The following is a 25,420-nucleotide window of genomic DNA, read 5'->3' on the forward strand; positions in this document are numbered from 1 at the left end:
TGTGGCCTGACTGACACTTGAAGGACAGACATGGCAGGCGCACTGAAAAGTACCAGCGAGAACGGCACGCTCATCCTCACGATCAGCAATCCGGAGTTCAAGAACGCGCTCGGGCCGGATATTTACGCCGCGGGCATTGAAGCGCTAAATGCCGCCGAAAACAATCCCGACATCCGCAGCGTGGTGATCACCGGCGAGGGCCCGATGTTTTGCGCGGGCGGCAACCTGCAGCGGCTCGAGGCCAACCGGCGCCAGCCACCCGAGGTTCAGGCGCAAAGCATTGAAGGCCTGCACAACTGGATCGACTCGATCCGCACCTACCCCAAGCCGGTGATCGCCGCCGTGGAAGGCGCGGCTGCCGGCGCCGGTTTCTCCCTGGTGCTGGCCTGCGACTTCGTGGTGGCGGCGGACAACGCCGTCTTTGTGATGTCTTACAGCACGGTGGCACTGTCGCCCGACGGCGGCGGCAGCTGGGCCCTGGCGCGCGCCCTGCCGCGCGCGCTGGCCAGCGAGCTGCTGATGGCCGGCGAACGCATAGGCGCGCGCCGGCTGCATGACTTCGGCCTGGTCAACCGCGTGACGGACCCGGGCGAAGCCCTGCCCCAGGCGCTTGAGCTGGCCGCAGGCCTCAACGCGCGTGCCCCCAATGCGCTGGCCAGCATCAAGGAGCTCATCAACGACGCCGCCGGCAGCACGCTCAACGAGCAACTGGCCAGTGAGCAGGCGCACTTTGTACGCAACCTGCACGACGCCAACGCCGGCGAAGGTATAGACGCCTTCCTCACCAAGCGCTCGCCGCACTACCGCTAGCGCCGGCCCGGGCCACGCAGCCCGGGTCTCTCCCTCCACAAAACCGGCCGCCCGCGACACCCATGCGACAGCGGGGTGGCGCCGCCTGCGTCCCTCAAGCGACAATGGTCGTCTTGTTAGTCACTCAAAAGACAGACCATGGACGATCCCATTCTTACGATAGAGGAACGAGAGGCCATTAACAACGGCCGCTGGTTTTCATCCCTGTCCCCATCCCTGAGGCACGACATACTCCGATGCGCCTACGTCAAACGCTACAAAGACGGCGAACTCATCAGCGCGCGCGGCGACGTGCCGGAAGAGTGGATCTCGTGCGCGCGCGGCGCGATTCGCGTGAGCTCGACCTCGATCTCGGGCAAGCAGGTCACGCTGACGTATGTGGAGCCGGGCCTGTGGGTGGGCGATGTGGCGATCTTCGACGGCGAGCGGCGCACACACGACTCGTATGCGCATGGCGAGACCACGCTGCTGTGCGTTTCGCGCGCCGACCTGCGCAAGATTTTGAGCCAGCACGTCGAGCTCTACGAAGCCCTGCTGCGACTGCATGCACGCCGCATCCGGCAACTCTTCGGCCTGGTGGAAGACCTCAACACCCTGCCCTTGCGGGCGCGGCTGGCCAAGCAGTTGCTGCACCTGGTGCGCAGCTACGGCGTGCCCAGCCTGGCGGACGGCGGAGAGGTGCGCATCGGACTGCAGCTGGCGCAAGAGGAACTGGCCCAGCTGCTGGGCGCCTCGCGCCAGCGCGTCAACCAGGAGCTCAAATCCATGGAGCGCGAGGAAGCCATCCGCATCGAGCCGGGCGGCCTGGTGGTGCGCAACCGCGAAGCCCTGATGCGGATTTCGGAAGCCGAGATCGACAAGTAGCCATCAAAAAAACCAAACCGGGACAACACGTTCAAGCATGAGCAACTTCGACCACTTTGTCGGCACACGGGCCGTGACCGGCGCGCATGCTTTTGACATCGCCGCCCTGACGGCCTACCTGGACCAGCACCTGCCCGGCTTCAAAGGCCCGCTCACGGTCGAGCTTTTCAAGGGCGGCCAGTCCAACCCGACCTACAAGCTGATCACGCCGACGGCCTCTTATGTGATGCGCGCCAAGCCGGGGCCAGTCGCCAAGCTCCTGCCCTCGGCCCATGCGGTCGAGCGCGAGTTCAAGGTCATGCAGGGCCTGCAAGGCACCGATGTGCCGGTCCCCAAAATGTATTGCCTTTGTGAAGACGAGTCCGTGATCGGCCGCGCCTTTTACGTGATGGAGTTCGTCGAAGGCCGCGTGCTGTGGGACCAGTCCCTGCCCGGCATGAGCAACACCCAGCGCGGCGAAATCTACAACGAGATGAACCGCGTGGTCGCCGCCCTGCACAAGGTGAAGTTTGCCGAGCGCGGCCTGGCCGACTACGGCAAACCCGGCAACTACTTTGAGCGCCAGATCGGCCGCTGGAGCAAGCAGTACGCCGCCTCCATCACCCAGCCGATTGCCGAAATGGACAGCCTGATCGGGTGGCTGCCGGCCAACATCCCGGCCAGCGCGCGCGACGAAAACATGGTTTCCATCGTGCATGGCGACTTCCGGCTCGACAACCTGCTCTTTCACCCGACCGAGCCGCGCGTGCTGGCGGTGCTCGACTGGGAACTCTCCACCCTGGGCCACCCGATGGCCGACTTCAGCTACCACTGCATGGCCTGGCACATTCCGCCGGGGGCTTTTCGCGGCATCGGCGGGCTGGATGTGGTCAGCCTGGGCATTCCGACCGAATCGGACTACATACGCCTGTACTGCGAGCGCACAGGCCTGGCCACGCCCGAGGCACTCAAGGCCGACTGGAACTTCTACATGGCCTACAACCTGTTTCGTATCGCCGCCATCCTGCAGGGCATTGCCAAGCGCGTTGAGGCCGGCACGGCCTCCAGCGCCCAGGCTGTCAGCTCGGCCGCCGGCGCGCCCCTGCTGGCAAAAATGGCCTGGGGCTTTGCGCTCAAAAGCCAGGGCTGACGCCAACGGCCCTCCTCACCACAACACCGCCTCACATCCTTTTCTGGAGATTTCATGGACTTCAACTACACCCCCAAAGTACAGGAACTGCGGGCGCGCCTGCTCAAGTTCATGGACGAGCATGTCTACCCCAACGAGGCCCGCTTCTTCCGCGAAATCGCCGAGAACCGCGCCAAGGGCAATGCCTGGATCCCGACCAAACTGGTCGAAGAGCTCAAGCCCAAGGCCCGCGCCGCCGGCCTGTGGAACCTGTTTTTGCCGCACTCGCCGCGCGCCCCCGAAGGCCTGTCCAACCTCGAATACGCACCGCTGTGCGAGATCATGGGCCGCGTGCCTTTTGCGGCGGAGGTTTTCAATTGCTCGGCGCCCGACACCGGCAACATGGAAACCATTGCCCGCTACGGCTCCGAAGCCAACAAGGACCAGTGGCTGGACCCGCTGCTCAAGGGCGAGATCCGCTCCGCCTTTTTAATGACCGAGCCGGAAGTCGCCTCGTCGGACGCCACCAACATCCAGTGCCGCATCACGCGCGACGGCGACGACTACGTGCTCAACGGCCTGAAGTGGTGGTCCTCCGGCGCCGGCGACCCGCGCTGCGCCATTTACATCGTCATGGGCAAAACCAACCCCGACGCCGGCCGCCACGAGCAGCAATCCATGATCCTGGTGCCGGCCAACACGCCCGGTATCGAGGTCATCCGCCCGCTATCGGTGTTCGGCTACGACGACGCCCCGCACGGCCACATGGAAGTGCGCCTGAGCAATGTGCGCGTGCCTGCCGCCAACTTGCTGCTGGGCGAAGGCCGCGGCTTTGAAATCGCCCAGGGGCGCCTGGGCCCCGGGCGCATCCACCACTGCATGCGCAGCATCGGCATCGCCGAGCGCGCACTCGAATTGATGTGCAAGCGGCTGAACACCCGCGTCGCCTTCGGCAAGCCGATCGCCAGCCAGTCGGTCTGGCACGAACGCATCGCCGAGGCCCGCTGCATGATCGAGCAGGCCCGCCTGCTGACGCTGAAAGCCGCCTACATGATGGACACCGTGGGCAACAAGGTCGCCAAGGCCGAGATCGCGATGATCAAGGTGGTCGCTCCCAACATGGCCTGCCAGATCATCGACTGGGCCATCCAGGCGCACGGCGGCGGCGGTGTGTCGGACGACTTCCCGCTGGCCTATGCCTACGCCAGCCAGCGCACCCTGCGCCTGGCCGACGGCCCGGACGAGGTGCACCGCGCATCGCTGGCCAAGCTGGAGCTGGCCAAGCACCTGCTCATGCCGGGTGAGGTGGAAATGCCGGTGACGCGAGGCAGCTGAGGCCCGGCCTGTACTTGCTATAAAATTAATAGCTACAGGCCTATATGCATCAAGGGCTGCAGGCCTAAAAGGCTTGAAATCTTGACAACCCCGGCACAGAGCGCCGTGGCCGGGCGGACGCTCAGATCGTGATGTCGTTCGTCAGGCCCGCAATGGCCGACTCGCAGGCGCTGGTGAAGATTTGCGCCGCATGCTCCAGCGTCGGGATGTCGGCGGGGGTGTATTGCATGCGCAGGTAAGTCTTGCCGCGCAGCACCATCAAAATAAACGGCACCTGCGGATCCGGTGAAGGCTCGGGCCAGGACATCAGCAACTCGACCAGGTGCGAATCCAGCCAGGCCTGCGCATGGATGCGCTGGTCGGCCATCACCGCATAACGCTGCCAGAACGGCTTGGGCAGGCTTTCCCAGCCCACTTCGGAGTACATGGCCAGCCAGCGCATTTCTTCGGGCAGGCTGGGGTCGGCGGTGGTTTGCAGGGTGTCGGTGTAGGCCTGGTAGGCGCGCTTTTCCAGCGCTTCTTTCAAGGGCCTGTTCATGATCAGCACCGAGACGTCGTCGTTGACCTTGACCTCGCCGCGGGCCCTCAGCTCCTCGCCGCGGATGTAGTCGCGTGAGGCGCGGCCGCGCTCCATCTTCCAGGGTTTGCCGCTGATCGTGCCCTTGAGCGCAAAGCCCTTGCCGTCCATGCCGGTGTATGAAAACCCGCGCGTGCCGGCCCACTCAGACACAGGGTCTTCCGGGGCCTGCGAATCCCTGGCATCCGCCTTACCCGCAACAAAGACTTTCTTGAGCCGTTCGAACATGGTTTTGTCTTTTCTCTTAAAGTGCAGCAAACCCCGCGCAGAGGCGGCGCAAACATCATATGTTAGTCAAGGACGTACCAATGATCAATGTTTACTCATGGCCTACGCCCAACGGGCACAAGGTCCACATCATGCTGGAAGAATGCGGTTTGCGCCTGGGCCGCGACTGGCAAGCCATCCCCGTCAACATCGGCACCGGCGACCAGTTCAAGCCAGAGTTCCTCGCCATCAGCCCGAACAACAAGATCCCGGCCCTGACAGACCCGGTCGGGCCCGACGGCAAGCCGATGTCGGTGTTTGAATCCGGCGCCATCCTGCTCTACCTGGCCGCCAAAACCGGGCAATTTTTGCCAAAAAGCGACCGGCTGAAGTTTCAGGTGCTGCAATGGCTGATGTTCCAGATGGGCGGCGTCGGCCCGATGATCGGCCAGACGCACCACTTCCGCCAGTACGCACCCGAAAAGGTCGAATACGCCATCAACCGCTACACCAACGAGACCAAACGGCTTTACGGCGTGATGGACAGGCAACTGGCCGTCAGCCAATTCATCGCCTGCGACGAATACACCATCGCCGACATCGCCATCTTCCCCTGGCTGCGCAATTGGCAAAACCACGGGATAGCCTGGGCCGATTACCCGCACCTGAAGCAATGGTTCGACCTGATCAGCGAGCGCCCGGCCGTCCAGCGCGGCGTGGCGGTGATGGCCGACCTGCGCCGGCCGATCACCGACGACAAGGCGCGAGAAGTCCTCTTTGGCAAGACGCAGTACGAAAAGCGCTGAACCGGCGAGCGCCGGCCCCCCAGCCCGGCCATCGATTGAAGGTATGATTCGCGACGAGCTGGAGACGGCAGCCGCCAACGCGCGGCCTTGCCCCGGCTTTCACACACAAACTGCCCGTAGCTCAGTCGGATAGAGCATCAGCCTTCTAAGCTGAGGGTCGGGGGTTCGATCCCCTCCGGGCAGGCCACTTCACGGCGCCACACACCACCGCAGGCCTCAATACCGGCGAACTTTGCTGACAGGCGCGACTGCTGCCGGGGTATACATTGGTTTCTTCGGCCACAGCGCCACAGGTGAGGACACCCCCCAATGACCCGACCCACCATGCTGCTGGTTGAGGACAACCCCGATCACGCCGAACTCACCATGGTCACGTTGCATGAAAACGGCGCGGACCACGAAATCATCGTTGCCCGCGACGGCAGCGAGGCGCTCGACTACCTTTTCTGCGAAGGCGCCTACAGCGCGCGGCCGCACGACCAGCCACCCGAATTCGTCATGCTGGACCTGGGCCTGCCCGGCATGAGCGGGCTGGAGGTCATGCAGCGCATGCGCGGCGACCCGCGAACCTTCTTTGTCCCCGTGGTCATGCTGACCGCCTCACCGGAAAGCTCCAAGGCTGTCATGGCTCTTAAAGGCGGGCTCAACAGCTATGTACGCAAGCCGCTGCACTTTCGGGATTTTCAGGAAAAACTGGAGCAGTTGCGCGAATACTGGCGCACGTCCAATTTCGCACCGCTGGTCAACCTGGGCCCCTGAGGCAAGCTCAGCCGGCTGCGCTGGGTACAGACGTAAAAAAGCCCACTTTCGTGGGCTTTTTTGGGTTTTTATGGTCGGAGTACAAGGATTCGAACCTTGGACCCCCTGGTCCCAAACCAGGTGCGCTACCAGACTGCGCCACACTCCGACTAGTCCAATATTATAGCTCGAACCCGCGCACTTTTCAGCCCTCGGCTCACTTTCTTCAGGCCAGACGCGAAAGCCTGCCAAAATCACCCGCCAACAAAGACAAGGAGACCACCATGGCCATCAGGATCGTGAGGCTGGGAACCCCCCGAAGTGCCGATGAGGGTCTGCGCATAGGCACCGTCCGGCGCCCGCCGCGCGGTGTACCCAAAAGCGAGTTCTCCTCGGGCAACTGGTACGACGTGTGGTACCCCAACCTCGCCCCCAGCGTAGAGACCATGAAGCTCGGCCAGTCCGTCGAATCCGACAAGGACTGGGCGGCCTTCAGCAAGAAGTACCGCGCCGAGATGAACGACGCCGACGCCAGCCGCAACCTGGATTTGCTCGCGGCGCTGTCGCACCAGGCCAACTTCTCAATGGGCTGCTATTGCGAGAACGAGGCGCGTTGCCATCGTTCGCTGCTGCGGAGCTTGCTCAAAGAGCGCAGCGCAGACATAGCCTAGTTGGTACACAAAACCAAGTCTGAGCCCCGGAACCGGCTTTGCCGGGCCGTAGGGCGGGCGGCCCCCTCGGGGGGCAGGAAGCTACACGCAGTGAGCGACCGTGGGGGCTTATAACTTGACGTACTCGTACTCAAGCGGGTTCGCATTGATACCGCGGTCCGGCGGCGCAATCCACGCGGCCATCTTTCCGGGCTCGGTCACCTTGTTCATCAGGCTTTTCACAAAAGCCGTGTCGGCCGGCGTCGGCAGCCACTGGTCTTTCTTGGCTTCAAACTCCGCAGCTGTGATCGGGTTGCCCAGCGGATCGGTGAAGTTGCCTGCCCAGGCACCGACTTCGCGGCGAAAACGCGTGGACGGCAGCGTCAGTTCAAAGTCCACACCGGCGCGCTTGATGCCCATGTTCCAGCGCGTCACACCGACGTTGCAGTCTTTCACGTATTCAAGGCGCGTGATTTCATTCATGCCGTTGCGGGTCGAAATCGTCTCGTTCTTCACACCGCCCTGCCCGTTCGGCACGACGATGCTCATCTCGGTTTCCAGCTCGACGTGGTCGGCAAATTTGGCTTCGTCCGGACGGCCCTTGATGCCGTTGCTGAAGTAGTTGGCGGCGTTGGAGGACGCTTCTGAACCAAACAGGTCCAGCGACGAGGTAAACCAGAAGTTCATGAATTTCTGAACGGTGGGCAGGTCGATCACGCCGGCCTTGCGCAGCGTGGCCACGTCGTCGGTGTCCAGCTCCTTCATCACTTCCAGCGTGCGCTTGATGACGCGGCCCACGCCGGTTTCACCCACAAACATGTGGTGGGCTTCTTCCGTCAGCATGAAGCGCGTGGTGCGCGCCAGCGGGTCAAAGGCGGATTCGGCAAATGACTTGAGCTGGAACTTCCCGTCGCGGTCGGTAAAGTAGGTGAACATGAAGAAACTAAGCCAGTTGTCCATGGGCTCATTGAAGGTGCCCAGGATGCGCGGCTTGTCGGCGTCGCCGCTGTGGCGCATGAGCAGCTCTTCCGCTTCTTCACGGCCGTCGCGGCCAAAGTGCGCGTGCAGCAGATACACCATGGCCCAGAGGTGGCGGCCTTCCTCGACGTTGACCTGGAACAGGTTGCGCAGGTCATACAGCGAGGGCGCGGTGTGGCCCAGGAGGCGCTGCTGCTCAACAGACGCCGGCTCGGTGTCGCCCTGCGTCACGATGAGGCGGCGGAAGGTCGAGCGGTATTCGCCGGGCACTTCCTGCCACACGTCTTCACCCATGTGGTCGCCAAAACCGATCTTTCGGCCTTCTTCCTTGTCGGCCAGGAAGATGCCCCAGCGGTAATCCGGCATCGGCGTGTAGCCGTAGCTGGCCCAGCCCGAAGCGTCCACGCCCACGGCGGTGCGCAAATAGACTTCTTTGGCCTTGAAGTCGCTGGGGCCCATTTCGTCCCACCAGTTCAGGAAGGCCGGTTGCCAATGCTCGAGCGCGCGCTGGAGCTGGCGGTTTTCGCCGAGGTGGACGTTGTTGGGGATGAGGGCTTGCAGGTCAATAGAGCTCATGTCGTTCTTCCATCAAATAAGTTTCTAGGCGGCAGTAGCGATGTCTGTACCAGTGCCAGCGCGGAACCGGCTTTGCCGGGCCGCAGGTGGCGCCCCCTGGGGGGGAGGCGCCGCAGGCGCTTCGGGGGGTTACACCCTCTTCCAATCGAACTTGGCTTTTTTGCCCGTTCCGAAGAGCTTGAGCGCGCCGTCTTCCCCAACCGCATTCGGACGAATGAAGATCCAGTTCTGCCAGGCAGACAGGCGCCCAAAAACACGCGTCTCCATCGTCTCTTTACCGGGAAAGCGCAGCGAGGCTTCCATGCCCGTCATCGCGTCAGGCGAGAGCGACGCACGCTCTTCCAGCATGATGCGGATCTCGTCTTCCCAGTCGATGTCGTCGGGCGTCAGGGTGACCAGGCCCAGCGCCAGCGCCTGGTCGGCGCGCAGCGGGCTGTCGCCGAGTTTTTGCAGCTGCGTAATCGTGGCGGCGTCTTCGCAGAAACGCGTCTGCAGACGCGTAAGGCCATTTACCGCAGGGAACCAGCCAAAGTTGGCGGCGCTCAGTTGCAGTGCGGGTGCGCTGTCGGGGGCATCGGGCAAATCCAGCATGTAAATGCGGTCGCAGGCCAGGGCCAGCTCGTAGAAGGTGCCGGCAAAGCACGAACCCGCATCGGCCAGCGCAATCAATGAACGGCTGGTCACGTCCAGCCGGGCCAGCGTGCGGCGCAGCGCGCCCGTGGTTTCTTTCACCAGCCAGTGGTCTTTGAGATTGGCCAACACGCCGTCCATGCGGATGACCTGGCCGGCGTCGCCGGTGGTCTTGATGACCCAGGTGCCGACTTCCAGTTCATTCGTGCGCAGGTTGAGGATGGCGTCGTCGAGCTCGCGCTGCAGCTTCAGCGGGTACCAGTTGGCACCGGCAGCTTCGATGGTTTCAGGCGTGGACTCGATGGCCACGGCGGGCGCCTTGACGGTGATGGTGGCGATGCGTTTTTCGCGATCGACCTGTGCGTCGACGATGCTGTAGTGGTAACCGGTGTCGTCGATGAGCGCTCTCAGCGGCGTGAGTTCAATGCCTTTTGAGGCTGCAGCCCGCGTGGATTGTGCACGGAGTGCTTCAATTTCTGTAGCAAGCAGCTCACCGAACTGCTGCGGCTTGGCGTGCGCGTCGATCAGCTTCCAGTCCTTGGCGCGGTCGGCGCGCACGCCTTCGCTGGTGGTGCAGAAGATGTCGGCCAGGTCGCGGCGCACCTTGCGCTTGTCGGTCACGCGGGTCAGGCCGCCGGTGCCGGGCAGCACGCCGAGCAAGGGCACCTCAGGCAGGCTGACGGTGGAAGAGCGGTCGTCCACCATGATGATGCGGTCGCAGGCCAGGGCCAGCTCGTAGCCGCCGCCGGCGCAGGCGCCCGTCACGGAAGCGATGGCCTTGAGGCCGTCATGGCGCGAAGAGTCTTCCAGGCCGTTGCGGGTTTCGTTGGTGAATTTGCAGAAGTTGACCTTCCAGCCGTGGGTCGACAGGCCCAGCATGTAGATGTTGGCCCCCGAGCACCAGATCTTTTCCTTGCCCGATTCAAACACCACCACCTTGACGGCGGGGTGCTCAAAGCGGATGCGGTTGATGGCGTCGTGCAGCTCGATGTCGACGCCCAGGTCGTAGCTGTTGAGCTTGAGCTTGTAGCCGGGCTTGATGCCGCCGTCTTCGTTGATGTCGAGCTTCAGGCGCGCAACATCGCCCTCCACGCTCAGCGTCCAGTGCTGGTACTTGGCGGGGTGGGTGGAAAAGCTCACGAGCTCGCGCTCCTGGCCTTCGATGACCTGCTTGAACAAAAGGGGTTCTGTCATGGCGTTCATGGGGGGGCTCCAGTTAGTCCCGTTCGGCGTTGTCGCGAACGGATGTTTTGGGAACGGCGCGTTCCAGGTCTTTCAGGCTTTGCTTCAGTGTGCGCGCTGCCGTGTCGACCACGGCGTCGGCGCGGGCATACAGCGCCTCGCGGCTTGAGAGGATGCGGCGCAGGTCTTCCATCGCTTCGCTGGTGGCGCCGCGTGTGGTGTCGAAAGGCCGCATGTCGCCCTGGGCGACCACGCGGGCCATGTGCTCTTCAGGGCTGGCCTTGAGCCACACGCAGTAAAAACGGCTTTGCAGCAGGTCAAAGGTTTCGCGCTCGCTGACGATGCTTCCGCCGGTGGTCATCACCACGCCGCCGGGGTGGTCCTCGGCGATGCGGAAGAGCGCGCGGCGCTCATAGCGGCGGTAGCCGGCCTGCCCGTGCAGCAGCAAAATTTCATTCATGCTGGTGCCGGCTTCGCGCTCGATCTCGCGGTCCAGCTCGATAAAAGGCACGCCGCGCTCGGCCGCCAGCTGGCTGCCCAGCGTGGACTTGCCGGCGCCACGCAGGCCGATCAAGGCAATGCGCTGCTCGCGCCCCTGCGAGTCACTCAGGCCGAAGGTGCTGCCGAGCATGCCGTAGGCCTGGTCGAGTTGGGTATCGTCCAGCCGGGTCAGCAGGCCTTGCACGCGTGCCAGCGCCGGGCGCGGGGCGTCCTGCAGCAGTTCAAGAATGGAAATGTTCAGTGCGCGGGCGGCGGCCTCGAGCGAATTGATGGAGACATTGCCCTTGCCCGTCTCCACGTCAGCCAGAAAGCGTTCGCTCAGGCCGGAGTCGGAAGCCAGCTGCTTGCGCGTCATGCCGCGGCGGGCACGCCAGGCGCGTACGCGGGCGCCCAGTTCGCTGAGCGTGGCTTTCGATTCCTGGTCAGACATGGTTTCCAAACGGCACCTGTGGAGAAAAGTCGTGGAAAGTCGCAAAAAATCGGTTTTTGGGGTTTCTGGGCTTGCGCCCTCGATGAATTGCAGTATACTTCAGGTTAAATCGATGTCAAGCAGTTTATTGCATCTTTTATCCGTCCTTCGCTAACCTCAGGATGATCGGACCCGATATGAAACTCAAAATCCTCGTAGGCACCATGACCAGCACCGCCGACTATGTGGCGCAGGCAATCCAGATGGATTGCGCCGACCTGGTGAGTGAGATTGAAGTGCAGCTGATGGACAACCTGGACATCAGCGTGTTTGACGCCGCGAACGCGGAAGATGCACTTTATCTCATCTGCACGTCCACTTACGGCTCCGGCGATGTGCCCGACAACGCCCGCGCGCTGTACGAATCGCTGGGCGCCAACCCGCAGTTCCTGGGCCATGTGCGCTACGGCGTCATTGCGCTGGGCGACCGTACTTATATGCAGACCTTCTGCTTTGGCGGCAAAAAATTCGACGAGCGCCTGACGGACCTGGGCGCGCAGCGCATCGGCGACGTCTGGCTGCACGACGCCAGCAGCGGCACCATGCCCGAAACCGAAGGCACTGAGTGGTGCCGCACCTGGCTGGCCGGCGCGCTGCAGACGCTGGGGGCCAGCCCGGCCACCGCCTGAGATTTATTGGTCAAAAGGGCTCTAGCCCAATCCCTGCCTTGGCAGGAAGCTATAAAAATAATAGCAAACAAGAACAAGAGCAATCTGGAGACAAGCATGCAAACAAGCAGCGCTGACCACTCGGCCAGCCCGCCCCTGGTGACGATCCCGCGCGACTACAACGCCGCGCACGACCTGCTGGCACGCAACGCCTCGCGCACCGGCAAGGTGGCGTTTATGGATGCGCTGACGGGCGAGCAGCTGACCTACGGCGAGCTCACCGACCAATCGCACCGCTTTGCCAACGCCCTGCGCGCCAAGGGCTTCACGCCTGAAAGCCGCGTGCTGCTGGCGATGCTGGACACGCCGCAATGGCCCGTCGTTTTTCTGGGCTGCATCCTGGCCGGCGTGGTGCCGGTGGCGGCCAATACGCTGCTGACGACGCAGGACTTCGACTTCATGCTGCGCGACTCGCGCGCCCAGGGCCTTGTCGTTTCGAAGGCGCTGCTGCCCTCGTTTGAGCCGCTGATCGGCAAGATAGACACGCTCAAGACCGTGATCCTCGCCGGCACCGACGATTCATCGCCTTATCCGGCCCTGGCCAGCATGCTGGCTGGACATCCCGCTACCAAAACCATAGCAAACACCTGCGCCGACGACGCCTGCTTCTGGCTGTATTCGAGCGGCTCCACCGGCACGCCCAAGGGCACGGTGCACCTGCACAGCCACCTGGTCCAGACGGCCGAGCTGTATGGCCGCGGCGTGCTGGGCATCCGTGAATCCGACGTGGTGTATTCGGCCGCCAAGCTGTTCTTTGCCTACGGCCTGGGCAATGCGCTTACCTTTCCGATGAGCGTAGGCGCCACCACCGTGCTGCTGCCGGCGCGCCCTGCCCCGGCCGACGTGTTTGCGCTGCTCAAAAAATACCAGCCCACGATCTTTTACGGCGTACCCACGCTGTACGCCGCCCTGCTGGCCGACCCGGCCAAACCGGCGAAATCAGAACTGCGCCTGCGCGTGTGCACCAGCGCCGGTGAGGCGCTGCCCGCAGAGATCGGCAAGAAATGGACAGCCCACTACGGCTGCGAAATCCTCGACGGCATCGGCTCGACCGAAATGCTGCACATCTTCTTGAGCAACCGGCCCGGCCAGGTGCGCTACGGCACCACCGGCCAGGCGGTGCCCGGCTATGCGCTGCGCATCATCGGCGACGACGGGCGCGAATGCGGGGACGGCGAGATCGGCGAGCTGCAGATCAGCGGACCGAGCGCGGCCATCATGTACTGGAACAACCGCGCCAAGACCAAGGCCACCTTTGCCGGCGAATGGACCAAAAGCGGCGACAAGTACACACGTGACGCCGACGGCTACTACACCTACGGCGGGCGCAGCGACGACATGCTGAAGGTCGGCGGCATTTACGTCTCGCCGTTTGAAGTAGAGGCCAGCCTGATGACACACGCCGCCGTGCTGGAAGTGGCCGTGATCGGCGTGGCCGACGACGACCAGCTCATCAAGCCCAAGGCTTATGTGGTGCTCAAGCCCGGCCAGGCCGCCACCATGGACGAACTCAAGGCCCATGTGAAGCAGCAACTGGCGCCTTACAAATACCCGCGCTGGATCGAGTTCGTCGGTGAGCTGCCGAAAACCGCCACCGGCAAGATCCAGCGCTTCAAGCTGCGCCAGGGCACGGCGTAAAAATGCCCGCTACCCCAGGCAAAGCGGGCACGGGTATTGCTTTAAGCGTAAACAATTTAATCCTCAATCTCGGGTTTTACACTAGGGCCGCTCGGGTAACGCACGCTTACTATTCGTCTAACCGTTTTCAGTCTCAACCAGGAGCTATTCCATGACTTCACGCCGACTTGTACTGACCCGTAGCGCTGCCGTGATCGGCGCCGCCTCCACCGGCCTTTTGCTGCCCGAGATCGTGCGTGCGCAATCCGCCAAGGTTCGCGTGGGTTTCATGCTGCCCTACACCGGCACCTTCGCCCAGCTCGGCGTGGCGATTGAAAACGGCTTTCGCATGGCCATCAACGAACAAGGCGGCAAGCTCGGCGGCCGCGAGATCGAATACTTCAAGGTGGACGACGAGTCCGAACCTTCCAAGGGCATTGAAAACGCCAACAAGCTGGTGCAGCGCGACAAGGTCGACGTGCTGGTCGGCACCGTGCACTCCGGCGTGCAGATGGGCATCCAGAAAGTCGCGCGCGACACCGGCGTGCTGAGCCTGATCCCCAACGCCGGCGTGCATGCCGCCACCCGCAGCCTGTGCGCGCCCAATGTGTTCCGCACGTCGTTCAGCAATTCACAGCCCACGCGCGCCCTGGGCAAAGCCATGGTCGACCGCGGCCACAAAAAGGCCGTCTGGATCACCTGGAAGTACGCCGCCGGCGACGAGGCGTTTGAGGGCTTCAAGGAAAGCTACACCGCTGCGGGCGGCACCATCGTCAAGGAACTGGGCCTGCCTTTCCCGCAGGTCGAGTTCCAGGCACTGCTGACCGAAATCGCCGCACTCAAGCCTGACGCAGTCGCCTGCTTCTTCGCCGGCGGCGGCGCCGCCAAGTTCATCCGCGACTACGCTGCCTCGGGCCTGAAGGACAAGATTCCCCTCTACGGCTCCGGCTTCCTGACCGAAGGCGTGCTGGACGCCGCAGGCCCCGCCGCCAACGGCATCATCACCACCATGCATTACAGCGACTCGCTGCCCACACAACGCAACGGCCAGTTCCGCCTGAACTACGCCAAGACCTTCAGGTTGCAGCCCGACGTGTACGCCGTGCAGGGCTACGACACCGGCCTGCTGCTGATCCAGGGCGCCAACGCCGTCAAGGGCGACCTGAGCAGCAAACCGGCGCTCTACAAGGCCATGGAAGGCGCCGTCATTGACAGCCCGCGCGGCAAATGGACCATGAGCGCGTCGCACAACCCGGTGCAGGACATGTACCTGCGCGTGGTCGAGAACAAGGAAAACAAGGTGATCGGCGTGGCCGCGAAAGCCCTCGCCGACTCCGGCGCCGGCTGCAAGATGGCCTGATCGCTTCTGTTCCAGCGAAATGGGAGGTCTTCTGGCCTCCCATTTTTTTGAATGAAAGCCGGCACAAGTCATCCTGACGGGTCTTTACCAGTGCTATCTTCACCCCATGACGCTCACCACCTACCTCCTTTACGTCGCAGCAGTGGCCCTGCTGATCCTCACACCCGGCCCGACCATGCTGATGTGCATGACGAATGCGCTCAACCATGGCCCGCGCAAGGCGATGACGTCAGTCGCCGGCAGCGTGAGCGCGGTGCTGTGCGTGATGCTGCTGTCGGCCATGGGCCTGGGTGCGCTGCTGGCGGCGTCTGAGACCGCGTTCACGGTGGCCAAGGTGATGGGTGCGGCGTATTTGATCTGGCTGGGCATCAAGACCTTTCGCAGCGAAGCCGCTGTGTTTGACCCGGCCGCCGGTGAAGCGCCGGCGCAGCGCCGTTCGTTTTTCCTGCGCGGTTTCCTGGTCGGCGCCAGCAACCCCAAGGCCGTGCTGTTCTTTGCTGCCTTCTTCCCGCAGTTCCTGAATCCGGCTGCGCCCTTTGTGCCGCAGTTCGCCATCCTCGCCCTCACCTTTATGGCGTTTGAGTTCACGGTGCTGAGCGGCTGCGCGCTGGGCGTGGCACGCATCGCGCCATTGCTGCGGTCCAGCCGTGCCGTGCGCTGGTTCAACCGCGTCTCGGGCGGGCTCTTCACCCTCATGGGCAGTCTCTTGCTCTTCACCCGCCGCCACACCTAATCGGATTTATGGATTTAGCCAACTTCCTCATCCAGCTACTCAACAGCGTCCAGTACGGCCTGTTGCTGTTCATGCTGGCCGCCGGCCTGACGCTGATCTTCGGCATCATGGGCGTGGTCAACCTGGCCCATGGCAGCTTTTACATGCTGGGCGCCTACCTCGCCTGGTCGCTCAGCACGCTGACGGGCAGTCTCACGATGGCGATCATCGGCGGCGCGGTGCTGTCGGTCATCTTCGGCCTGGCGCTCGAGTGGCTGCTGTTTCGCCATTTCTACAAACGCGATCATCTGGACCAGGTGCTGCTGACCTTCGGCCTGATCTACATCTTTGAAGAAGTGCGCTCCATCCTCTGGGGCGACGATGTGCACGGTGTGACGATTCCCGATCTGCTGAGCGCCTCGGTTCCGCTGACCGAGAACCTTTCTTATCCGGTCTACCGCCTCTTCATGTCGGGCGTGTGCATCGCGCTCGCGCTCGGCCTGTACTGGATGATCTCGCGCACACGCCTGGGCATGAAGATTCGCGCCGGTGCCTTTAACCGCGACATGGCCGAGTCGCTGGGCATCAACATCAAGCTGATCCATGCCGTGGTGTTTGCGCTGGGCGTGGGCCTGGCGGCGGTGGCGGGCATGATCGCCGCGCCGGTCGCCAGCGTCTACCCCAACATGGGCTCGCAGGTGCTCATCATGTGTTTTGTGGTGGTGGTGATTGGCGGCATCGGCTCGGTGCGCGGTGCGTTGATTTCCGCGCTGCTGGTTGGCCTGGTCGATACCTTTGGCAAGGTGCTGCTGCCCTCGATGGCCGGCATGCTGGTGTATATGTTGATGGCGGCTGTATTGCTGTGGAAACCTGAAGGTCTGTTCAAGCAATGACTTCCTGGCCCCCACGCTCGTCACTTCGTGTACTTCGCTGCCCCCCGAGGGGGCTAATTTTCCTTGGGGCGGCCCGGCGGAAAATTGTTTCTTCTCTCTCAATGTCTGCTTCATGAGTTCAGCAAAAGCAAATCTCGAAATCCTGCCGCGCGGCGTGCAGGTAGCGTTGGCGCTGGGCCTGATCGCACTGGTCGCCTTCCCTTTCGTCGGCACCGACTTCTACACCCAGATGGTCACGCGCATGATGATCATGGCCATCTTCGCCATGAGCCTGGACTTGCTGCAGGGCGTGACCGGCCTGGTGTCGCTCGGCCATGCAGCCTACTTTGGGCTGGCGGGTTATGCGCTGGCCTTTTTGACGCCGGCCGGTGAGCCGGTGAGCCTGTGGTGGACGCTGCCGGTGGCGGTGCTGGCCTCGGGCCTGGCTGCGCTCATCATCGGCTTCTTCGTGGTGCGCACGCATGGCATCTACTTCATCATGGTCACCATGGCGTTTGCGCAGATGGTGTTCTATCTCTTCTTCGACAACAAGGCGCTGGGCGGCTCTGACGGCCTGTACGTTAACTTCAAGCCCAGCGCAGCCATCTTCGGCTGGGTGCCGTTTGACCTGGACAGCAAGGTCACGCTCTACTACTTCACGCTGGGCGCGCTGCTGCTGGTCTATGCCTTTTTGCGCCGCCTGCTCTGGAGCCCGTTCGGCCGCACGCTGGCCGGCATCCGCGTGAACGAGCACCGCATGCGCGCCATGGGCTTTGGCACCTTCGGCTACAAGCTCTCGGCCTTCACGCTGGCCGGCGCGCTGGCGGGCCTGGCCGGCTACCTGTGGGGCACGCAGACGGGCTACATCAACCCGGAGTTGATGGGCTTTCACATGAGCGCGCACGCGATCATGATGGTGATCCTGGGCGGCATGGGCAACTTTGCCGGCGCCATCGTCGGTGCGTTTGCGTTTGAATATTTGCTGCATGTCTTCAAGGACTTGCCGCAGGTGGGCAGCGTCAACCTCGGCAAGCACTGGCAGCTGTGGATGGGGCTTTTTATCGTGCTGCTGGTGGTTTTCGCGCCGCGCGGCATCCTGGGCCTGGTGGAGAAATTCACCCAGCGCAAAGAAAAGACGGAGGCCGGCCATGAGTGAAGTCCTCCTCAGTGCTAAAAATCTCACCAAGCGTTTTGGTGGCCTTGCTGCGGTCAACGATGTGTCGGTCGACCTCTGGCGCAACCACATCCACGCCGTCATCGGCCCCAACGGCGCCGGCAAATCCACGCTGACCAACCTGCTCTCGGGCGACTTGCCGCCCAGTTCGGGCACCGTCACGCTGGGCGGGCATGACGTCACCGGCTGGACACCCGAGAAAATCTCGGGCAAGGGCCTGGGCCGCAGCTACCAGAAGACCAATATCTTCTTGCCCTTCAGCGTGTGGGAGAACGTGCGGCTGGCCTCGCAGTCGCGCGAACCCCATGCCGCGCACTGGCTCAAACGCGCCACCAACTTTGCCGCCGTCAACGCCCGCGCCGAAGAAGCGCTGGAGCTGGCCGGCCTGCAAAGCCGCAAGCACGCCGTTGCCGGGACCATCAGCCACGGCGAGCAGCGCCAGCTCGAGATCGCCATGACGCTGGCCACCGAGCCGCAGGTGCTGCTGCTGGACGAACCGCTGGCCGGCATGGGCGTGGCCGAAGCCGAGCGCATGGTGGCCCTGCTGCTGGCCATCAAGAAAAACCACGGCATCCTGCTGGTCGAGCACGACATGGACGCCGTCTTCACGCTGGCCGACAAGCTCACCGTGATGGTGAACGGCCAGGTGATTGCCAGCGGCACGCCCGCGCAGATCCGCGCCGACGCCGGCGTGCAAGCAGCGTATCTAGGCGAGGAGCACTGAGAATATGGCCCCCACGCTTTTCACTTCGAGCCTGCGGCGCGCTGCCCCTTTCACTTCACCAGGGGCTGGCCTTGCTTGGGGCGGCCCGGCGCTGCGGCCTCGCCTGGAGAATTTATGAGCATGGTTGAAAAACAGATCGACATCCTGATCGCCGCCCAGGACATCAACACCTATTACGGTGCCAGCCATGTGCTGCGCGGCATTGACTTTCATGTCGCGCGCGGTGAGACGATCGGCCTCATGGGCCGCAACGGCATGGGCAAAAGCACGCTGCTCAAAAGCATCATGGGCCTGGTCAAGCCGCGCTCAGGCTCGGTCGCAATCAACGGCCGGCCCATGACAGGCGCCCCACCCTACGAAATCGCCCGCCTGGGCATCGCCTATGTGCCTGAAGGCCGCGGTATCTTCGGCAACCTCAGCGTGGTTGAAAACCTCAAGATGGCGGCGCGCCCCGGCACAAAAGGCCAGCGCGACTGGACGTATGACCGCGTGCTCGACACCTTCCCGCGCCTGAAAGAGCGCCTGGGCCACGGCGGCCAGCAACTCAGCGGTGGCGAGCAGCAGATGTTGACCATCGGCCGCGCGCTGATGACCAACCCGGACGTGCTGATCCTGGACGAAGCCACCGAAGGCCTGGCGCCGCTGATTGCCAAAGACATCTGGCGCATCTGCGGCCTGATCCGCGAAACCGGCATCAGCAGCGTGATCGTCGACAAGAACTGGAAACACGTCACGCAGATCACCGACCGCAATGTGATCCTGGTCAAGGGCCAGGTGGTGTTTGAAGGCAGCTCGGCCGAGCTGCATGCCAAGCCCGAGTTGCTGGCGCAATACCTGGGCGTCTAGCGTTTAGCGTCTGGCGTCTAGCCGCGGGGCTTCATGCTCTGATTTTGATAGCAGCTTGCCAAGGCAGCGACTGGGCTACAGCCACTTTTTCTTTAAATTTCCAAAGAAACTGCGGGTGCGCTACAGCAAAGAGCGCAGTTCCCTCGCCGCATCCAGCAGCAAAGGCAGCAGCTCACGCTGCATGGCCTCAGGCCGCAGCCGCTGCGGCGACGACACCACATTGAGCGAAGCCACCGTGTGGCCCTGCATGTCGCGCAGCGGTACGGCCAGCGCGTGCACACCCAGCTCATGCTCTTCGCTGGCCAGGCAGTAGTCGTCGATGCGTACCTGGTCCACCAGCGTCCTGAGCCTGCGCGGATCGGTCGTGGTGTGCAGCGTCAGCCGTGCCAGGTTGCCGGTTTCTGTTTTGGTTTTCAGCCAGGCGCTGAAGTCGCTCTTGGGTTTGGCGGCCAGCAGGATGCGGCCGGTGGACGTGGCATGTGCGGGCAAGCGCGCGCCCAGGTGCAGGCCATAAGCCAGCACGCGCGCCGGCGCCGTCTTGCCGTCGGCCGGCGACTTCCACTCAAATCCGCTGCGGCCGATGATGACGATCTCGTCGCCATCCAGCACCGCCACCGAAAATGATTCCTGGGTCTGCGCGGCCAGCCGGTTCAGCGCGGGCTGGATGGCGCGCGGCAAACGTGCAGTCGCCAGGTAACTGCCTGAAAAGCGCAGGACCTTGGGCGCCAGCCAGAAATAGCTGCCGTCGGTTTCCAGGTAGCCTAGGTGGGTCAGCGTCAGCAAATGCCGCCGCGCGGCCGCCCGCGTGATGCCGGCGCGCTCGGCCGCCAGCGTGGCATTCAGGCGCTGGCGCTGGGTGTCAAAGCTCTCCAGCACGGCCATGCCCTTGGCCATGCCTTCGATCATGTCGGCCTTGGCGATGGGAAAGGCGCCGGGCCTGATAGCGGTTTTAGGAGTGACCATTGCGCGATCATCGCACAACCACGCCAAACATCGTGCAAAGGCGCGCGCCGCCCCTAGGCGCACTACGCATCGCCGCCTACCCTCAAGGCCAGTGAAACAAGGCTCAATGCGTTGATGGAGACAAGCATGCGTGTACAGGTAGCGATCGTGGGAGGCGGCCCGGCCGGGCATTTGCTCGGCCAGTTGCTCTATAAGGCCGGGATCGACGCCATCGTGATCGAGCAGCGCAGCCAGGCTTACGTGCTGGGCCGCATACGCGCGGGCGTGCTCGAGCAAGGCACGACCGACCTGCTCGACGAAGCCGGCGTGGGCGCGCGCATGCACAGGGAAGGCCTGGTGCACGGCGGCTTTGCGCTCGGCTTTGGCGGCGCACACCACCGCATCGACCTGAACAAGCTCACCGGCGGCAAGAAAGTCATGGTCTACGGCCAGACGGAAGTCACGCACGACCTGATGGACGCACGCGCCGCCGCCGGCCTGGCCACCGCCTATGAAGCCGAGAACGTGAGCCTGCATGACTTTGACGGCCCCAACCCCAAGGTGCGTTATGTGCAGCACGGCGTGGCCCATGAAGTCGAATGCGACTTCATCGCCGGCTGCGACGGATTTCACGGCGTAAGCCGGGCCAGCGTGCCCGCCGCAGCGCTGACAACCTATGAACGCATTTACCCCTTTGGCTGGCTGGGCGTGCTGTCAGACACACCGCCGGTGTCTGAAGAACTGGTCTATGCCAACCACGCACGCGGCTTTGCACTGTGCAGCATGCGCAGCCACACGCGCAGCCGTTACTACGTGCAGTGTTCGCTCGACGACAAGGTCGAAAACTGGAGCGACGACGCCTTCTGGGACGAACTGCGCCGCCGCCTGGCGCCCGAGCTGGCCGAAAGCCTGGTCACCGGGCCGTCAATCGAAAAAAGCATCGCCCCGCTGCGCAGCTTTGTCGCCGAGCCCATGCGCTTTGGCCGCCTCTTCCTGGCCGGCGACGCGGCCCACATCGTGCCGCCCACAGGCGCCAAAGGCCTGAACCTGGCCGCCAGCGATGTGCGCTACCTGGCCCGCGCGCTGGCAGAGTTTTACGCCGGCAGCGAAGCCGGCATCAACAATTATTCAGACACCTGCCTGCGCCGCGTCTGGAAGGCCGTGCGCTTTTCATGGTGGTTCACCTCGCTCATGCACAAGTTCCCGGACGCGGGCGGCTTCGGGCAGAAGATCCAGGAGGCCGAACTCGACTACCTGATCAACTCGCAGGCGGCTTCGACGTCGCTGGCGGAGAACTATGTCGGTTTGCCGCTCTGAGGTTTGAGCGTTGAGCCGGGCACGTCCGGCCGGGACACCAGCAGGTCGCCCGGCTGGCAATCAAGAAACTCGCAAATCCGCATCAGCGTGTCAAAGCGCACGCCCTTGACCTTGCCCTGCTTGAGCAAGGACAGGTTGGCTTCGGTAATGCCGACGTACGCGGCCAGGTCCTTGGACCTGGCTTTGCGTTCTGACAGCATCACATCGAGTTTGACGACGATGGGCATGCGGAAAAAGGAAAGAGAGAAGCGTCAGACGAACTGCGCGTTTTCTTCCGCCAGCGCCACGGCCCTGGCCATCACGGCGGCGATCTGCCACACCATGCCGGCAAACAAGAGTGTCAGCAGCTCGTTGCTGCCAAAGCCCAGCGCCAGCGCGCGCTGGCCTGCCGGTGCGCCAGCCGTCAACACCACAGTGATCAAGGTCGACGAGACCACGCCCATCACCACCGAGGCAAAAATGCCCGCGGCAAAACCGCGCAGGTATTTGACCGTTCGCAAGCTGAAATATTCGGCCTGTGAAAAGCCCGAGAAGCAGCGCATGGCACACACCAGGCCGTAAGACGCGCAGCACACCGGCAAAACGCCGAGCAACACCGCCAGGCATTTTTGCCCCAGCGTGATGTCCAGCGCCGCGGCCTGTGAGACCGACATCGTCACGCCCGCTCGCAGCAAGAGGCTTTCAACCGGCGTGCTGAGCAGGTGATAAGCCACCGCCAGCGGCAGCGCCACTGCCAGCAACGCGCAGGCCCAGGCCAGCACGCTGCTGATGCCCTGCACATCAGGGCCGGACTTGACCGTCGAGATGGTGTGTTTCAAGGGAGCACCTCTTGCCTTGTTAAGAGGGTTTCAGTGTGACAGATAAATTACTGCAAAACAATAATTAATATCTATAAAACAGAAATTATTTTGACCAATTTGGGGCTTTCAGCGACAACCCCAAACCCCGCCGGGCCGGGGTTTAGGGTAAATTGGCCTCACAGCACCGGGCCGCCGCAGCAGGCGGCCTTCCATAAAGAGACATCCTTCACCCCATCCCTCCACCATGCTCACACCCGCTGCCGCACGCAAATCACCTTCTATCCACCCGCTCAAAGGCGTACGCGTGTTGAGCCTGGCGCTTAACCTTCCCGGCCCGGCGGCGCTGATGCGATGCCGGCAGATGGGGGCCAGCTGCGCGAAGCTGGAGCCGCCGGCGCCTGCGGGCGCACCGGCCGGCGCATCGGGCGACCCGATGAAGCTCTACAACCCCACGGCCTATGCCGCGCTGCATGACGGCGTGCGCACCGCCCTCGCCGACCTCAAGACCGAAGCCGGCCAGAAAAAGCTGCACAGCGAACTCGCCAAAACCGATGTGCTGATCACGTCGTTCCGGCCCTCCGCACTCGTCAAGCTGGGGCTGACATGGAAGGCCTTGCACAAGCAGCACCCCCACCTCAGCCAGGTCGCCATCGTCGGCAGCCTGGGCGAGCGCGCCGAGGACCCCGGCCACGACCTGACTTACCTCGCGGAGAACGACCTCATCACCGGCCTCAATCTGCCCGCCACGCTGTACGCCGACATGGGCGGTTCGCTGATGGCCAGCGAAGCCGTGCTGCAGGCCGTGATGCACCAGCGCAGCAAAGGCAAGGGTGTGTACCTGGAGGTCGCGCTCTCTGGCGCGGCAGCCTATATGGCCCTGCCGCGCGCCTGGGGCCTGACGCAGCCCGGTTCAGCCGTCGGCGGCGGCCATGCCGGCTACCGGGTCTACGCCTGCAAAGACGGCCGCGTCGCGGTAGCCGCGCTGGAGCCGCACTTTGCGGCCAGCCTGTGCGCGGCCGCGGGCGTGCAGGCCGCCGGCATGAAGGCCATGTTTGCGCCTTCCACGCATGAAGCGATTGAGGCCTGGCTCAAAACCCGCACGCGCAAAGAGCTGGACAAGCTCGCAGTGCAGCAGGACATTCCGCTGTACACGCTGGCAGAGTAGCGTTCACGCGCCGGTCCATGCATTCATGAGGAAACAAGGAACAATCATCCGTTGGGAGGCGGCACGCGGATTTGGATTCGTCCGCAGTCCGGCCGCGAGCGCCGACGTCTTTTTCCATCTGCGGGATCTACGCGGCGGTATGCAACCGCGTGAAGGGATGGAGGTCAGCTTTGAAGAAATTCAGGTTGGTGGCAAAGGGCCGCGTGCGATGGCGGTCGAAGCGATCAGCGTAACGCCGGGGCGGGCCTCCAGCTCCGCGCAGCCGCAAAGCCGTGCTCGCTCACGCGCTGAGGACAGCCCCCCCACGGAGGCCTCGTTCACAAAGGCAAACCACCACATCAACGGGCGGCCGGGGTTTCGGGGCCATGCTGTTCGTCATGGCGGCCTACGGCGGGTTGCTGCTCTGGGCTGTCTGGGCTTCGCTCTTGCCCTGGTGGATAGTTCCTGCATCGTTCGTGCTCAATTTGTTGACCTTTTGGATGTACTGGGTTGACAAACATGCCGCGCAGACCAGCCAGTGGCGGACACCGGAAAACACCTTGCAATTTCTGGCACTGGCAGGCGGCTGGCCGGGTGCGTGGCTAGCGCAGCAGGTCTTGCGACACAAGTCGAGCAAACAGTCTTTTCGGGACGACTACTGGCTGATGGTGATATCGCACGCCGTACTGGTGGGGGCGTGGCTGTTTTGGCCGCCCCTGAGAGAATCACTGACCGCCTGGCTGTAGTTCCACCAGGCGATCAGCTTGCACACTTGCCGGCTCAGAGCTAACTAGGCACGCCGCGCCAGCACCACCATCGCCGCCCCCAGCAGCAAGGCGCCCACACCCTGCTGCGCCGTCAGCGGCTCGGCAAACAGCCACGCGGCCGCCACGGCAGCCACCAGCGCTTCAATCAGCGTGCCCACCACCGTGGCGGTGGGCGACAGCCGCCGCGCACCCCAGGCAAACGCCAGGTAGGCAATCGAGGTAGTGACGACACCGGTATAGCCCACCTGCAACCAGGCGGTGGCGTGCTGCGGCCAGGTGATGCCTTGCGCGAGCGCAATGCCCAGCATCAGCAAAGCGGCGGCGCTCATGCTCCAGGCCGAGGCGGTCACAGCGGGAACCTGCGACGGCATGCGCGCATTGCCCAGCACCACCAGCGCATAGAGGCCTGCCGACGCCAGCGACCACGCCAGGCCAGCCGCATAGTGAACAGGCAGGCTCAGCGCTTCACCGGGCCAGGCAATCAGGCCCACACCGATCAGCGCGAGGCTGAGCGCCAGCAGCAGCCGGCCGCTGGCGCGCTCATAACCGCGCAGCACCGACAGCAATGCCACGATCACCGGCGCACAGCAGATCGAGATCACGGTGGGCAATGCGGCGCCGATATGGCTGACGCCGACAAACCAGCTGGTGACATTCATCGCCATGGCCAGCCCTGTGCCGACGACAAGCGCCCTGCCCCGCCACGGCAAATGCCGCCACTGGGCGGCCTCAAGTGCAGCGGCCCTCTGCCGCCAATGCCACCACCACAAGAGCGGCAAGCCCAGCGCAAAACGCGCCAAGGAAAGGCTGTAAGGGCTCATGCCCCCGGCCATCACAGACTGGGCAACCAAAGCGCCCACACCCCACAAAACGCCCGCAAGCAGGACGCCACCCCAGGCCAGGGCGGCCGATGTTTGGGTTTTCATGAAAGAAGTTCTCCATCCGTGCGCCTGCTGCAAACGGGATCACCGCATGAAAAAAGCAGGCAGGCGCGTCAACGCAAGGCCGCGCGCGGTTCAAAACAGAACGGCACGGCCAGTGGGCGC

The 25,420-nt window shown here is 63.4% G+C and carries 26 protein-coding genes, 2 tRNA genes and 1 pseudogene; 20 read left to right on the forward strand and 9 right to left on the reverse strand.

Features of this window, described 5'->3' with window-relative positions; all coding sequences use genetic code 11:
* Positions 1–30 precede the first annotated feature (30 nt).
* From DT070_RS17630 to DT070_RS17645, 4 genes are all read left to right on the forward strand, one after another.
* Positions 31–810 carry an oxepin-CoA hydrolase, alternative type gene (locus DT070_RS17630; protein ID WP_122956573.1) on the forward strand — a complete coding sequence of 260 codons (780 nt, stop codon included), beginning with the start codon at positions 31–33 and terminating at the stop codon, positions 808–810.
* A 138-nt stretch (positions 811–948) separates the two neighbouring features.
* Positions 949–1,674 (forward strand): Crp/Fnr family transcriptional regulator, encoded by a 726-nt coding sequence (locus tag DT070_RS17635; protein ID WP_092127829.1) that lies wholly within the window; start codon positions 949–951, stop codon positions 1,672–1,674.
* A 37-nt stretch (positions 1,675–1,711) separates the two neighbouring features.
* Positions 1,712–2,803, forward strand: coding sequence for a phosphotransferase (locus DT070_RS17640; RefSeq protein WP_122956574.1), 1,092 nt, complete (start codon positions 1,712–1,714; stop codon positions 2,801–2,803).
* A gap of 54 nt (positions 2,804–2,857) precedes the next feature.
* Positions 2,858–4,117: an acyl-CoA dehydrogenase family protein gene (locus DT070_RS17645; RefSeq protein ID WP_122956575.1), complete on the forward strand. Its 1,260-nt coding sequence runs from the start codon at positions 2,858–2,860 to the stop codon at positions 4,115–4,117.
* Positions 4,118–4,238: 121 nt separating this feature from the next.
* On the opposite strand, the gene DT070_RS17650 is transcribed toward DT070_RS17645, so the two are convergent.
* Positions 4,239–4,922, reverse strand: coding sequence for a hypothetical protein (locus DT070_RS17650; RefSeq protein ID WP_122956576.1), 684 nt, complete (start codon positions 4,920–4,922; stop codon positions 4,239–4,241).
* Between the two features lie 80 nt (positions 4,923–5,002).
* Here DT070_RS17650 and DT070_RS17655 point away from each other — a divergent pair, with 80 nt between their 5' ends.
* The 3 genes from DT070_RS17655 to DT070_RS17665 all read left to right on the forward strand — a co-directional run bounded on the left by DT070_RS17655 (position 5,003) and on the right by DT070_RS17665 (position 6,466).
* A complete protein-coding gene (locus DT070_RS17655; protein WP_122956577.1) occupies positions 5,003–5,707 on the forward strand; it encodes a glutathione binding-like protein in 705 nt (234 codons plus the stop codon).
* 110 nt (positions 5,708–5,817) lie between these two features.
* Positions 5,818–5,894, forward strand: a tRNA-Arg gene (locus DT070_RS17660).
* A gap of 122 nt (positions 5,895–6,016) precedes the next feature.
* On the forward strand, positions 6,017–6,466 hold the full coding sequence (locus DT070_RS17665; protein WP_122956578.1) for a response regulator: 450 nt from the start codon (positions 6,017–6,019) through the stop codon (positions 6,464–6,466).
* A gap of 71 nt (positions 6,467–6,537) precedes the next feature.
* Here the strand turns inward: DT070_RS17665 and DT070_RS17670 are convergent.
* Positions 6,538–6,614, reverse strand: a tRNA-Pro gene (locus DT070_RS17670).
* Between the two features lie 115 nt (positions 6,615–6,729).
* On the opposite strand from DT070_RS17670, the gene DT070_RS17675 reads away from it, so the two are divergent.
* Complete coding sequence (locus DT070_RS17675) at positions 6,730–7,116, forward strand: DUF488 domain-containing protein (RefSeq protein ID WP_122956579.1); 387 nt, start codon at positions 6,730–6,732, stop codon at positions 7,114–7,116.
* Positions 7,117–7,224: 108 nt separating this feature from the next.
* On the opposite strand, the gene boxB is transcribed toward DT070_RS17675, so the two are convergent.
* The 3 genes from boxB to DT070_RS17690 form a co-directional block, all read right to left on the reverse strand.
* A complete protein-coding gene (gene boxB, locus DT070_RS17680; RefSeq protein ID WP_122956580.1) occupies positions 7,225–8,649 on the reverse strand; it encodes a benzoyl-CoA 2,3-epoxidase subunit BoxB in 1,425 nt (474 codons plus the stop codon).
* Positions 8,650–8,778: 129 nt separating this feature from the next.
* Positions 8,779–10,473, reverse strand: coding sequence for a 2,3-epoxybenzoyl-CoA dihydrolase (boxC, locus tag DT070_RS17685; RefSeq protein ID WP_369973956.1), 1,695 nt, complete (start codon positions 10,471–10,473; stop codon positions 8,779–8,781).
* 22 nt (positions 10,474–10,495) lie between these two features.
* Complete coding sequence (locus tag DT070_RS17690; RefSeq protein ID WP_122957474.1) at positions 10,496–11,392, reverse strand: helix-turn-helix transcriptional regulator; 897 nt, start codon at positions 11,390–11,392, stop codon at positions 10,496–10,498.
* A gap of 176 nt (positions 11,393–11,568) precedes the next feature.
* Between DT070_RS17690 and DT070_RS17695 the strand changes: the two genes are divergently transcribed.
* The 8 genes from DT070_RS17695 (at position 11,569) to DT070_RS17735 (ending at position 19,404) form a co-directional block, all read left to right on the forward strand.
* On the forward strand, positions 11,569–12,060 hold the full coding sequence (locus tag DT070_RS17695; protein ID WP_122956582.1) for a flavodoxin domain-containing protein: 492 nt from the start codon (positions 11,569–11,571) through the stop codon (positions 12,058–12,060).
* A gap of 96 nt (positions 12,061–12,156) precedes the next feature.
* Positions 12,157–13,737: a benzoate-CoA ligase family protein gene (locus DT070_RS17700; protein WP_122956583.1), complete on the forward strand. Its 1,581-nt coding sequence runs from the start codon at positions 12,157–12,159 to the stop codon at positions 13,735–13,737.
* A 151-nt stretch (positions 13,738–13,888) separates the two neighbouring features.
* Complete coding sequence (locus DT070_RS17705; RefSeq protein ID WP_122956584.1) at positions 13,889–15,076, forward strand: ABC transporter substrate-binding protein; 1,188 nt, start codon at positions 13,889–13,891, stop codon at positions 15,074–15,076.
* 106 nt (positions 15,077–15,182) lie between these two features.
* On the forward strand, positions 15,183–15,809 hold the full coding sequence (locus DT070_RS17710; protein ID WP_122956585.1) for a LysE family translocator: 627 nt from the start codon (positions 15,183–15,185) through the stop codon (positions 15,807–15,809).
* A gap of 8 nt (positions 15,810–15,817) precedes the next feature.
* Positions 15,818–16,681: a branched-chain amino acid ABC transporter permease gene (locus DT070_RS17715; protein ID WP_122956586.1), complete on the forward strand. Its 864-nt coding sequence runs from the start codon at positions 15,818–15,820 to the stop codon at positions 16,679–16,681.
* A gap of 112 nt (positions 16,682–16,793) precedes the next feature.
* Positions 16,794–17,816 carry a branched-chain amino acid ABC transporter permease gene (locus DT070_RS17725; protein WP_122956587.1) on the forward strand — a complete coding sequence of 341 codons (1,023 nt, stop codon included), beginning with the start codon at positions 16,794–16,796 and terminating at the stop codon, positions 17,814–17,816.
* Positions 17,809–18,558, forward strand: coding sequence for an ABC transporter ATP-binding protein (locus tag DT070_RS17730; RefSeq protein WP_122956588.1), 750 nt, complete (start codon positions 17,809–17,811; stop codon positions 18,556–18,558). The genes DT070_RS17725 and DT070_RS17730 overlap by 8 nt, the downstream gene beginning before the upstream one ends.
* 114 nt (positions 18,559–18,672) lie before the next feature.
* Positions 18,673–19,404 carry an ABC transporter ATP-binding protein gene (locus DT070_RS17735; RefSeq protein ID WP_122956589.1) on the forward strand — a complete coding sequence of 244 codons (732 nt, stop codon included), beginning with the start codon at positions 18,673–18,675 and terminating at the stop codon, positions 19,402–19,404.
* A gap of 120 nt (positions 19,405–19,524) precedes the next feature.
* Here the strand turns inward: DT070_RS17735 and DT070_RS17740 are convergent, their stop codons facing one another.
* Entirely contained in the window at positions 19,525–20,367 is an 843-nt protein-coding gene (locus DT070_RS17740) for an IclR family transcriptional regulator C-terminal domain-containing protein (protein ID WP_122956590.1), read from the reverse strand.
* Between the two features lie 126 nt (positions 20,368–20,493).
* Here DT070_RS17740 and pobA point away from each other — a divergent pair, with 126 nt between their 5' ends.
* On the forward strand, positions 20,494–21,663 hold the full coding sequence (pobA, locus tag DT070_RS17745) for a 4-hydroxybenzoate 3-monooxygenase (protein WP_122956591.1): 1,170 nt from the start codon (positions 20,494–20,496) through the stop codon (positions 21,661–21,663).
* Here the strand turns inward: pobA and DT070_RS17750 are convergent.
* Together DT070_RS17750 and DT070_RS17755 are read right to left on the reverse strand one after the other, a co-directional pair.
* A complete protein-coding gene (locus DT070_RS17750) occupies positions 21,642–21,890 on the reverse strand; it encodes a helix-turn-helix transcriptional regulator (protein WP_122956592.1) in 249 nt (82 codons plus the stop codon). The two genes, pobA and DT070_RS17750, sit on opposite strands and share 22 nt — an antisense overlap.
* A gap of 24 nt (positions 21,891–21,914) precedes the next feature.
* Entirely contained in the window at positions 21,915–22,481 is a 567-nt protein-coding gene (locus DT070_RS17755; RefSeq protein WP_122956593.1) for a DUF2975 domain-containing protein, read from the reverse strand.
* A gap of 226 nt (positions 22,482–22,707) precedes the next feature.
* Between DT070_RS17755 and DT070_RS17760 the strand changes: the two genes are divergently transcribed.
* From DT070_RS17760 to DT070_RS21650, 3 genes and pseudogenes are all read left to right on the forward strand, one after another.
* A complete protein-coding gene (locus tag DT070_RS17760) occupies positions 22,708–23,628 on the forward strand; it encodes a CoA transferase (RefSeq protein ID WP_122956594.1) in 921 nt (306 codons plus the stop codon).
* A 25-nt stretch (positions 23,629–23,653) separates the two neighbouring features.
* A pseudogene (locus DT070_RS21645) lies at positions 23,654–23,788 on the forward strand (DUF1294 domain-containing protein); the annotation flags it as partial.
* Between the two features lie 205 nt (positions 23,789–23,993).
* On the forward strand, positions 23,994–24,353 hold the full coding sequence (locus DT070_RS21650) for a DUF1294 domain-containing protein (protein WP_228778454.1): 360 nt from the start codon (positions 23,994–23,996) through the stop codon (positions 24,351–24,353).
* A 44-nt stretch (positions 24,354–24,397) separates the two neighbouring features.
* Here DT070_RS21650 and DT070_RS17770 read toward each other — a convergent pair whose 3' ends face one another.
* Positions 24,398–25,300 carry a DMT family transporter gene (locus DT070_RS17770; RefSeq protein ID WP_122956595.1) on the reverse strand — a complete coding sequence of 301 codons (903 nt, stop codon included), beginning with the start codon at positions 25,298–25,300 and terminating at the stop codon, positions 24,398–24,400.
* Between the last annotated feature and the right edge of the window lie 120 nt (positions 25,301–25,420).

It is taken from the genome of Polaromonas sp. SP1 (assembly GCF_003711205.1).
Lineage (GTDB): Bacteria > Pseudomonadota > Gammaproteobacteria > Burkholderiales > Burkholderiaceae_C > Polaromonas.

What these genes read in the sequence shown, in the direction of transcription:
- DT070_RS17630 (WP_122956573.1), top strand. Translation starts at nt 31, where the DNA reads ATGGCAGGCGCACTGAAAAGTACCAGCGAGAACGGCACGCTCATCCTC.
- DT070_RS17635 (WP_092127829.1), top strand. Translation starts at nt 949, where the DNA reads ATGGACGATCCCATTCTTACGATAGAGGAACGAGAGGCCATTAACAAC.
- DT070_RS17640 (WP_122956574.1), top strand. Translation starts at nt 1,712, where the DNA reads ATGAGCAACTTCGACCACTTTGTCGGCACACGGGCCGTGACCGGCGCG.
- DT070_RS17645 (WP_122956575.1), top strand. Translation starts at nt 2,858, where the DNA reads ATGGACTTCAACTACACCCCCAAAGTACAGGAACTGCGGGCGCGCCTG.
- DT070_RS17650 (WP_122956576.1), bottom strand. Translation starts at nt 4,922, where the DNA reads ATGTTCGAACGGCTCAAGAAAGTCTTTGTTGCGGGTAAGGCGGATGCC.
- DT070_RS17655 (WP_122956577.1), top strand. Translation starts at nt 5,003, where the DNA reads ATGATCAATGTTTACTCATGGCCTACGCCCAACGGGCACAAGGTCCAC.
- DT070_RS17665 (WP_122956578.1), top strand. Translation starts at nt 6,017, where the DNA reads ATGACCCGACCCACCATGCTGCTGGTTGAGGACAACCCCGATCACGCC.
- DT070_RS17675 (WP_122956579.1), top strand. Translation starts at nt 6,730, where the DNA reads ATGGCCATCAGGATCGTGAGGCTGGGAACCCCCCGAAGTGCCGATGAG.
- boxB (WP_122956580.1), bottom strand. Translation starts at nt 8,649, where the DNA reads ATGAGCTCTATTGACCTGCAAGCCCTCATCCCCAACAACGTCCACCTC.
- boxC (WP_369973956.1), bottom strand. Translation starts at nt 10,473, where the DNA reads ATGACAGAACCCCTTTTGTTCAAGCAGGTCATCGAAGGCCAGGAGCGC.
- DT070_RS17690 (WP_122957474.1), bottom strand. Translation starts at nt 11,392, where the DNA reads ATGTCTGACCAGGAATCGAAAGCCACGCTCAGCGAACTGGGCGCCCGC.
- DT070_RS17695 (WP_122956582.1), top strand. Translation starts at nt 11,569, where the DNA reads ATGAAACTCAAAATCCTCGTAGGCACCATGACCAGCACCGCCGACTAT.
- DT070_RS17700 (WP_122956583.1), top strand. Translation starts at nt 12,157, where the DNA reads ATGCAAACAAGCAGCGCTGACCACTCGGCCAGCCCGCCCCTGGTGACG.
- DT070_RS17705 (WP_122956584.1), top strand. Translation starts at nt 13,889, where the DNA reads ATGACTTCACGCCGACTTGTACTGACCCGTAGCGCTGCCGTGATCGGC.
- DT070_RS17710 (WP_122956585.1), top strand. Translation starts at nt 15,183, where the DNA reads ATGACGCTCACCACCTACCTCCTTTACGTCGCAGCAGTGGCCCTGCTG.
- DT070_RS17715 (WP_122956586.1), top strand. Translation starts at nt 15,818, where the DNA reads ATGGATTTAGCCAACTTCCTCATCCAGCTACTCAACAGCGTCCAGTAC.
- DT070_RS17725 (WP_122956587.1), top strand. Translation starts at nt 16,794, where the DNA reads ATGAGTTCAGCAAAAGCAAATCTCGAAATCCTGCCGCGCGGCGTGCAG.
- DT070_RS17730 (WP_122956588.1), top strand. Translation starts at nt 17,809, where the DNA reads ATGAGTGAAGTCCTCCTCAGTGCTAAAAATCTCACCAAGCGTTTTGGT.
- DT070_RS17735 (WP_122956589.1), top strand. Translation starts at nt 18,673, where the DNA reads ATGAGCATGGTTGAAAAACAGATCGACATCCTGATCGCCGCCCAGGAC.
- DT070_RS17740 (WP_122956590.1), bottom strand. Translation starts at nt 20,367, where the DNA reads ATGGTCACTCCTAAAACCGCTATCAGGCCCGGCGCCTTTCCCATCGCC.
- pobA (WP_122956591.1), top strand. Translation starts at nt 20,494, where the DNA reads ATGCGTGTACAGGTAGCGATCGTGGGAGGCGGCCCGGCCGGGCATTTG.
- DT070_RS17750 (WP_122956592.1), bottom strand. Translation starts at nt 21,890, where the DNA reads ATGCCCATCGTCGTCAAACTCGATGTGATGCTGTCAGAACGCAAAGCC.
- DT070_RS17760 (WP_122956594.1), top strand. Translation starts at nt 22,708, where the DNA reads ATGCTCACACCCGCTGCCGCACGCAAATCACCTTCTATCCACCCGCTC.
- DT070_RS21650 (WP_228778454.1), top strand. Translation starts at nt 23,994, where the DNA reads ATGCTGTTCGTCATGGCGGCCTACGGCGGGTTGCTGCTCTGGGCTGTC.
- DT070_RS17770 (WP_122956595.1), bottom strand. Translation starts at nt 25,300, where the DNA reads ATGAAAACCCAAACATCGGCCGCCCTGGCCTGGGGTGGCGTCCTGCTT.